Annotated in this window: 5 protein-coding genes; 2 read left to right on the top strand and 3 right to left on the bottom strand. The window is 57.8% G+C overall.

Translation table 11 applies throughout. The features are described from left to right. Positions 1 to 103: 103 nt before the first annotated feature. Complete coding sequence (locus NTD86_RS13120) at positions 104 to 1,387, bottom strand: MFS transporter (protein WP_262202839.1); 1,284 nt, start codon at positions 1,385 to 1,387, stop codon at positions 104 to 106. 521 nt (positions 1,388 to 1,908) lie between these two features. Here NTD86_RS13120 and sthA point away from each other — a divergent pair. Further along, positions 1,909 to 3,303 carry a Si-specific NAD(P)(+) transhydrogenase gene (gene sthA / locus NTD86_RS13115; protein WP_262202837.1) on the top strand — a complete coding sequence of 465 codons (1,395 nt, stop codon included), beginning with the start codon at positions 1,909 to 1,911 and terminating at the stop codon, positions 3,301 to 3,303. 42 nt (positions 3,304 to 3,345) lie between these two features. Here the strand turns inward: sthA and NTD86_RS13110 are convergent, their stop codons facing one another. Together NTD86_RS13110 and NTD86_RS13105 are read right to left on the bottom strand one after the other, a co-directional pair. After that, positions 3,346 to 4,068: a glycerophosphodiester phosphodiesterase gene (locus tag NTD86_RS13110; RefSeq protein ID WP_262202835.1), complete on the bottom strand. Its 723-nt coding sequence runs from the start codon at positions 4,066 to 4,068 to the stop codon at positions 3,346 to 3,348. A gap of 52 nt (positions 4,069 to 4,120) precedes the next feature. Next, positions 4,121 to 4,705: a PilZ domain-containing protein gene (locus NTD86_RS13105; protein ID WP_262202833.1), complete on the bottom strand. Its 585-nt coding sequence runs from the start codon at positions 4,703 to 4,705 to the stop codon at positions 4,121 to 4,123. A 94-nt stretch (positions 4,706 to 4,799) separates the two neighbouring features. Between NTD86_RS13105 and NTD86_RS13100 the strand changes: the two genes are divergently transcribed. Further along, positions 4,800 to 6,050 carry a lipoprotein-releasing ABC transporter permease subunit gene (locus NTD86_RS13100; RefSeq protein ID WP_262202831.1) on the top strand — a complete coding sequence of 417 codons (1,251 nt, stop codon included), beginning with the start codon at positions 4,800 to 4,802 and terminating at the stop codon, positions 6,048 to 6,050. The last annotated feature ends 7 nt before the right edge of the window (positions 6,051 to 6,057 follow it).

Genomic DNA, 6,057 nt, shown 5'->3' with positions numbered 1-6,057 from the left:
AGGTCACCAGTCGCTAGGGAGAAGCTGGTGGCGTGAAACCTTAATCGGTGTCCAGGATTACTTGACCAGTTCAAGCTCGCTCCTACAGGGATGTGCTGATCCGTTAAGCGGTTTGCGCCACGCGATGTTCGTGTTTGTTTCCGCGGAACAGTGTCACGGTCGCAATCAGGCCCAGTACTGCTGCACCGGTGAGCCACAGGCCTGGCGCGGCTTTGTTGTCCAGCGCGTGGATCAGGTATGTGCACGCTGCCGGGGTGAAGCCGCCGAAGGTGGCGGTGGCCAGGCTGTAAGCCAGGGAGAACCCGGTGGTACGCACTTCGGCGGGCATGATCTCGGTAAGGGCAACCACCATGGCGCCGTTGTACGAGGCGTACAGGAACGACAGCCACAGTTCCACGATCAGCAGGTGGCTGAAGCTGGGGTTGGCCACCAGCCATGACAGGGATGGATAGGCGGTCAGGATCGCGAGAATGGTCGCGCCCAGCAGCAGGGGACGGCGACCGATCTTGTCGGACAGGGCGCCCATGATCGGCAGCCAGATGAAGTTCGACAGACCGATACATACCGTTACTAACAACGCTTCAAGGTCTGACAGTTGAAGCTCTGTCTTGCCGAAGGTTGGAGTGTAGGCCGTGATCAGGTAGAACGACACGGTGGTCATGACCACTAACGCCATGCCGCCCAGCACCAGACCAAAGTTCTGGCCAATGGAGGTGATGATTTCGCGCAGGGTAGGGCGATGTTTGCGGGCCTCGAACTCGGGTGTTTCTTCCATGGATTTACGGATGACAAAGATCACAGGCACGATCATGCAGCCGATCAAAAACGGAATGCGCCAGCCCCACTCGCCCATGTCTTGTGGGCTAAGCCAATGGTTCAGGCCAACACCCATCAAGCCTGCGAAGACCACGGCGGCTTGCTGACTCGCCGATTGCCAGCTCACAAAGAACCCTTTGCGGCCCGGCGTGGCGATTTCTGACAGGTACACCGATACCCCGCCCAGTTCCACACCGGCCGAGAAGCCTTGCAGCAGGCGTCCGACCAGCACCAGTAGCGGTGCCGCCACGCCCAGGGTGGCATAACCCGGTACGCAGGCAATCAGTACGGTACCCATGGCCATCAGGGCCAAGGTGATGATCAGGCCTTTACGGCGACCGTGACGGTCGATGTAAGCACCGAGGAAAATCGCGCCCAGTGGGCGCATCAGGAAGCCGGCGCCGAACGTCGCCAGGGCAAGCATTAAGGACGCGAAAGCGCTGTCGCTGGGGAAGAATGTTTTGGCAATGGCCGTGGCGTAGAAGCCAAAGACCATGAAGTCGAACATTTCGAGAAAGTTGCCGCTGACAACGCGAAAAATCGCTTTGCCTTTGCCTGTGCTGGAGGCCATCAGAAATCACCCGCTGTTATCTGTTTTATGCGTAATCCATGTTTGTTGCTTGTCCACACTGCAAGATCAAGGCGTACGCCGTTGTACAAAACAGTTTTGTAACGATATGTGTATCGGCTCGCCCAGGCAACTTTTGTTGCTGTTATGCGTCGGATTCAAGGGTCAGGGGCCTGTAAAGATTGAAGATTTTTTGCGGTGCCCCTCCCGTGGCAGGTCAGGTGCCCGTGCGGATTTCGGGCTTTTGATGATTTTTTCTGCCGAAGATGAACGCAACATTACGTGCTTCATTGTTTCCGTATTTTGCGCAATGAGGCTTTTGGTCGGCACTGACATGAGGGTGAAACGCAAACGGTGATGTAGTGCAGACAAAATTAGCCTACGACAAGACCAAGGGTTAATGTTCGCCGCGGTCAGGCTTCTATAGACTGTGCCCCACGTTTTGATCCTTCATGGCGCTGGCCGCGACATGATTTAGCCGTAGGTGCCCAAAGCGGTGCCACGGCCTGTTCTGAGGAGTACGCATGGCTGTCTACAACTACGATGTAGTGGTACTGGGCTCTGGCCCTGCAGGAGAAGGCGCGGCAATGAACGCCGCTAAAGCAGGCCGCAAGGTGGCAATGGTCGATAGCCGGCGTCAGGTCGGTGGCAACTGCACGCACTTGGGCACAATCCCGTCCAAAGCCCTGCGTCACTCGGTTCGCCAGATCATGCAGTTCAACACCAACCCTATGTTCCGGGCGATTGGTGAGCCGCGCTGGTTCTCGTTTCCGGACGTGCTCAAAAGCGCCGAGAAGGTCATTGCCAAGCAAGTGGCTTCGCGCACCGGTTACTACGCCCGCAACCGTGTCGATCTGTTCTTCGGTACCGGCAGCTTCAACGATGAACAATCCATCCAGGTGGTGTGCCCTAACGGCGTGGTCGAAACCCTGAACGCCAAGCAGATCATCATCGCCACCGGCTCGCGTCCTTATCGTCCGGCCGATATCGACTTCACCCATTCGCGTATCTACGACAGCGACACCATCCTCAGCCTCGGTCATACCCCGCGCAAGCTGATCATTTATGGCGCCGGTGTGATCGGTTGCGAATACGCGTCGATCTTCAGTGGCCTGGGTGTGTTGGTTGAGTTGGTAGACAACCGTGGTCAACTGCTGAACTTCCTCGACGCCGAAATCTCACAGGCCCTGAGCTATCACTTCAGCAACAACAACGTCACCGTTCGCCACAATGAAGAGTACGAGCGTGTTGAAGGCGTTGAGAACGGCGTGATCCTGCACCTCAAGTCCGGCAAGAAGATCAAGGCAGACGCCTTGCTCTGGTGCAACGGCCGTACCGGCAACACTGATCAGTTGGGTCTGGAAAACGTCGGCCTCAAGGCCAACGGTCGTGGCCAGGTGCATGTGGACGAAAACTACCGCACCGAAGTGCCGAACATCTACGCCGCAGGCGATGTGATCGGCTGGCCAAGCCTGGCCAGTGCTGCTCACGACCAGGGCCGCTCCGCAGCAGGCAGCATTGTCGACAACGGCAGCTGGCGCTTTGTGAATGACGTGCCCACCGGTATCTACACCATCCCGGAGATCAGCTCGATCGGTAAGAACGAGCAGGAACTGACCCAGGCCAAGGTGCCGTACGAAGTGGGCAAGGCGTTCTTCAAAAGCATGGCGCGAGCACAGATTGCCGGCGAGCCTCAGGGCATGCTGAAAATCCTGTTCCATCGTGAAACCCTGGAAGTGCTGGGTGTTCACTGCTTCGGTTATCAGGCTTCGGAAATTGTGCACATCGGTCAGGCGATCATGAACCAGCCGGGCGAACTGAACACCCTCAAGTACTTCGTGAACACCACGTTCAACTACCCGACCATGGCCGAAGCCTATCGGGTAGCGGCTTACGATGGTCTGAACCGGCTTTTTTGAGCGGCTCCGGCCGGTGGCCTGAGCCGGCCGGGGAGACCGATTTCAGCCATTCCCGAGGGTGGCAGTGGCCAAACCGGGAAAGTCTGTAATCAGGCTGTCGACGCCGAAATCAGCGAGTCTGCGCATCAGTGCGGGCTCGTTGACTGTCCACACTGACACATGCAGGCCTTGGCGCTGGGCTTTGGCCAGGCGTTCAGGCGTGCAGAGTGTCCAGTTCAACGCCAAATACTCGCAGCCGTAATTCTGGGCGACCTTCAAGGGGTCGAGCCAGGCGTATTCGGCTACCAGCCCGCGTGACAGGTCCGGGGTCAGTTCCATGGCCGCCTTGAGGACTTCGCGGGAGCTGGAGGTGACGGTGACTTTGTCCATCAGGCCATGACGCTCAGCCATTTCGCGGATTGCCAGTACGGTAGTGGCGGCGCGGGTGCGTGACGCGCTTTTGACTTCCAGTTGCCAGTGGTCGAAGTTGCACTTTTCAAACAACTCCTCCAGACGTGGGATCGGGCACGGATGCACCCAGCCCGGACCGCCCTTGCGCGCGTCATAGGTCATCAGATCGGCGGCGGTTTGTTCGATCACCTTGCCGCGTCGATCCGTGGTGCGCTTGAGGGTGGGGTCGTGGATCACCATCAACTCGCCATCCTTGGACAGGTGCAAGTCGAGTTCGCAACGACGAACGCCGTGCTTGAGGCATTGCTCAAAGCTGGCAAGGGTGTTTTCCGGTGCTTCGCCTTTGGCGCCGCGATGGCCATAAATCAGGGTCACAATTGCTCCTTTATGCAGCATTCACTGCGTCTACAGAGAGGGCGCTGACGGCCTACTCGGTCATTGGATCGTCTAATTCGCGCGCCAGGCGTCGTGCCTGAGCTTGTTTTTGCAAAATGTGCCGTGCCAGCAATTGTCGTTGGGTTTCGGTCAGGGCTTCAAACTCGGTTGCCAGCAGATAACGCCCCTCGTCAGCCCGGCATTCAAGGACACGGGCACGCAGCAGTAGCCCGAGGGCTTGCGGCATCAGTACCAGCTTGACCGCCAGATGACTGCCAGTCGGGTAGGCATGGGGGTAATGGAAGTCGATACCGCCCTCGGAGAGAATGACCGGCTGCAACTCGCCCACTTTGCCCAGCACAGTCTGCGCGACGATCTGGCTTAGAAGGTCGACACGTTTGTTGAGGCTTTTCAGGTAGTTGGACAGCGTGCGGTCGCGCTCGCTGATCTGGCGTAACAGGTGTTGGGACTCGAATTCGCTGAGGTGCAATTCGCTGAGTAAATTGAATAGCGGAGATGCATCCTGCAACACTTTTCCACTATCGACCTCAGCGGCCGACAGCGGGGTGATTTCCAGTGCGATCACATCCTCGATACGGTAGTATTCGCGGCGATTTGCTTCATCTAATGTCGACATGGCGAACCCATGATGGCGGCTGTGGTCAGAGTGTAAAGCTGCTTATCAGGCCCCGCCACAAGGACGCCTTCTTTTCCCCAGAACAAGCCCCGACATGTTCAGACCTCTCTTCGTATTTATTGGCACGCGTTATACCCGTGCAAAGCGTCGCAATCATTTTGTGTCGTTCATTTCTCTGACTTCAATGATCGGACTCGCCTTGGGCGTCGTCGTCATGATTGTGGTGCTGTCGGTAATGAACGGCTTCGATCATGAGATGCGCACCCGCGTGCTGGGCATGGTGCCCCACGCGACCATCGTCGGCGATCAACCGATCAGTGACTGGCAAAGCCTGGCCGCCAAGGTTCAACAAAACCCGAAAGTGGAGGCGGTTGCACCGTTCACCCAGATGCAGGGCTTGCTGACCAACAATGGCAATGTGCAGAAGGTGCTGCTCAATGCCATAGACCCCGCGCAGGAGCGCAAGGTCTCGATCATCGATCACTTCATGCTTGAGGGCCAGCTTGACTCTCTGACCCCCGGCAGCTTTGGCATCATCATCGGTGACAAAGCGGCCAAATCACTGGGTGTCGGGGTGGGCGACAAACTGACCTTCGTAACGCCGGAAGTGTCCGTGACGCCTGCTGGTATGTTCCCGCGCATGAAGCGTTTCACCGTGCAAGGGATTTTCCATGTCGGCGCGGGCGAGATCGACGGCTACCTCGGTCTGACCAACTTGCAGGACCTGGCGCGTTTGCAGCGCTGGAAACCCGATCAGGTCCAGGGCCTGCGCCTCAAGTTCGGTGATCTGTTCGAGGCCCCGCGTGTTTCCTGGGAGATCGCTCAGCACCTGGGTGACAGCCAATATTACGCCCGTGACTGGACCCGCACCCATGGCAACCTGTACCAGGCCATCCGCATGGAAAAAGCCATGATTGGTCTGTTGCTGTTGCTTATTGTTGCCGTGGCCGCGTTCAACATCATTTCCACGCTGGTGATGGTGGTCAATGACAAGAAGGGCGACATTGCCATTTTGCGTACCTTGGGCGCTACACCGGGTACGATCATGGCCATTTTCATGGTGCAGGGCACGGTGATTGGCGTGGTCGGAACGGCCATCGGTGCGGTGGTGGGTATTCTGGCTGCGCTCAATGTAAGCGCCGCGATCTCGGCCCTTGAAGGGTTGATCGGCCACAAGTTTCTCAATGCTGACGTGTACTTCATCGACTACCTGCCTTCGCAGTTGCAGGCGCAGGACGTGGTGATGGTATGCGGCGCGGCGTTGGTTCTGAGTTTCCTCGCGACCTTGTACCCGGCCTGGCGTGCTGCGCGCACCCAGCCTGCGCAGGCGCTTCGTTATGAGTGAGTTGGGC

The organism is Pseudomonas sp. 7P_10.2_Bac1, from assembly GCF_025465935.1.
Taxonomy (GTDB): Bacteria; Pseudomonadota; Gammaproteobacteria; order Pseudomonadales; family Pseudomonadaceae; genus Aquipseudomonas.
This window is presented reverse-complemented; position numbering and strand designations above follow the sequence as displayed.

Bases quoted from the DNA above. Each gene is read 5' to 3' on its own strand.
- sthA (WP_262202837.1), top strand. From the start codon at position 1,909: ATGGCTGTCTACAACTACGATGTAGTGGTACTGGGCTCTGGCCCTGCA.
- NTD86_RS13100 (WP_262202831.1), top strand. From the start codon at position 4,800: ATGTTCAGACCTCTCTTCGTATTTATTGGCACGCGTTATACCCGTGCA.
- NTD86_RS13120 (WP_262202839.1), bottom strand. From the start codon at position 1,387: ATGGCCTCCAGCACAGGCAAAGGCAAAGCGATTTTTCGCGTTGTCAGC.
- NTD86_RS13105 (WP_262202833.1), bottom strand. From the start codon at position 4,705: ATGTCGACATTAGATGAAGCAAATCGCCGCGAATACTACCGTATCGAG.